Source organism: Salinicola sp. (assembly GCF_982684285.1).
In genome coordinates this window covers 1-2242 of record NZ_CEXLVS010000394.1, presented here as the reverse complement: position 1 = coordinate 2242, position 2242 = coordinate 1, and the positions used below count along the sequence as shown (strand labels likewise).

Here is a 2242-nt window from a genome sequence, read left to right as displayed (position 1 = left end):
CGTCGCCATGGGTGAACTCGTCGTCCCCGGCACCCTCGGCATCATCACCGACGTGGCGCTCGACCCCTACACCACCCACGGCCAGGATGGCGTGCCGGACGAGAACGGCTACCTGCTCAACGATCGCACCATCGAGGCACTGATCAAGCAGGCGCTCTCCCACGCCGAGGCCGGCGCCGACGTGATCTCGCCGTCCGACATGATGGATGGCCGTATCGGCGAGATTCGCGCCACCTTCGAGCGCGAAGGGCTCCACGAGACCCAGATCATGGCCTACTCGGCCAAGTACGCCTCGAAGTACTACGGACCGTTCCGCGATGCCATCGGCTCCAGCGGCAACCTGGGCCGGGCCGACAAGTTCAGCTACCAGATGGACCCGGCCAACACCGACGAGGCGCTCCACGAGACCGCTCTGGACATCCAGGAGGGCGCCGACATGGTCATGGTCAAACCCGGCATGCCCTACCTGGACGTCATCCAGCGGGTGAAGGAGTCGTTCGGCGTCCCGACCTTCGCCTACCAGGTCAGCGGCGAGTATGCCATGCACATGGCCGCCTTCGAGAAAGGCTGGCTGGATGCGGATAGCGTGATTCTGGAATCACTGACCTGCTTCAAGCGCGCCGGGGCCGATGGCATCCTGACCTACTTCGCCAAACGCGCCGCGCAACTGCTCAACACCTGAGGGCCGCGGGCGTGTCGGCCCCGGTACCGGAGACTTCTGATGACGGATTCTGGCACGACGGACACGCCCAACAGCCCGGTCGATCTCCCCTTGCCGGCCACCGGTGAAGAGACGCCGCCACCGCCCTTGCGCGTCAATCGCACGCGCAAGGGGATCCATGCCAAGGAGGCGCCCTCCTCGCAGGCGGATCTCGACGACGCCGCGCTCTACTTCAATCGCGAGTTGTCGCACCTCCAGTTCAACATCCGTGTGCTCGAACAGTCGCTGGATGCCTCGCATCCGCTTCTCGACCGGTTGATGTTCCTGCTGATCGTCTCCTCCAATCTCGACGAATTCTTCGAGATCCGGGTCGCCGGCCTCAAGCACCAGTTGGCCTCGTTTCATGAAGAGACCGGTGCCGACGGCATGACGCCGGCCCGTGTGCTGAGCGAGGTCTCGCGCATCGGCCACGAGCAGGTGGAGCGTCAGTACCGCATTCTCAACGACGTCCTCGTGCCGGCCCTGGAAGAGCAGAAGATCCGCTTCCGGCGCCGTGCCCAGTGGACGCCCGAGCAGGCGGCCTGGGTCGCCGACTACTTCGAGGAGGAGATCGCCCCGGTCATCAGCCCGATCGGGCTGGATCCCTCGCACCCCTACCCCCGTCTGGTCAACAAGAGCCTCAACTTCATCGTCGAGCTCGAAGGGACCGATGCCTTCGGCCGCGAGGGCGGCATGGCGATTCTCCCGGCGCCGCGCTCGCTGCCGCGGCTGATCCGGCTGCCGGAAGCGCTGTGCGAAGCGGGTTTCACCGATTACGTGTTCCTGTCATCGATGATCCACGCCCACGCCCACGAGGTATTCCCCGGCATGGAGGTGGAGGGCTGCTACCAGTTCCGCCTGACCCGCAACGCCGACCTGTCGGTCGATCCGGAAGAGGTCTCGGACCTGGCCTCCGCGCTTCGGGGCGAGCTGCTGGCCAGGCGCTACGGCAGTGGCGTGCGTCTCGAGGTGGCCGACAACTGCCCCGATAGCCTGATCGATTTCCTGCTCAAGCAGTTCGAGCTTGGCGAGGAGGATCTCTATCGGGTCAACGGCCCGGTCAACCTGACCCGCATGATGGCGGTTCTTGGCGACGTCCAGCGACCCGACCTGCGCTATCGGCCGTTCACCCCCGGCCTGCCCAAGCCGTTGCGCGGCGACGTCAACCTGTTCTCCGCCATTCGCCAGGGCGACATTCTGCTGCACCATCCATTTCAGTCGTTCACCCCGGTGGAGGATCTGCTGCGCCAGGCCGCGCGCGACCCCGACGTCATGGCGATCAAGCAGACGCTCTATCGCACCGGCGCCGACTCCGCGATCGTCGGCGCGCTGGTGGAAGCGGCCCGCGGCGGCAAGGAAGTGACCGTGGTCATCGAACTGCGGGCGCGCTTCGACGAGGCCGACAACCTGGCGCTGGCCTCCCGACTGCAGGAGGCGGGCGCCATCGTCATCTACGGTGTGATGGCCTACAAGACCCACGCCAAGATGATGCACATCGTCCGGCGCGAAAAGGGCGAACTGCGTCACTACGCCCATCTCGGT

The 2242-nt window shown here is 65.7% G+C and carries 2 protein-coding genes; both read left to right on the top strand.

Going from position 1 to position 2242, the window contains the following annotated elements:
- Positions 1-682: porphobilinogen synthase (gene hemB / locus AC3AYF_RS20305; RefSeq protein ID WP_487780296.1), on the top strand; the 682-nt coding region annotated here is incomplete at its 5' end.
- Between the two features lie 39 nt (positions 683-721).
- Positions 722-2242 (top strand): polyphosphate kinase 1 (gene ppk1, locus AC3AYF_RS20300; protein ID WP_487780295.1); only part of this gene is annotated, 1521 nt, incomplete at its 3' end.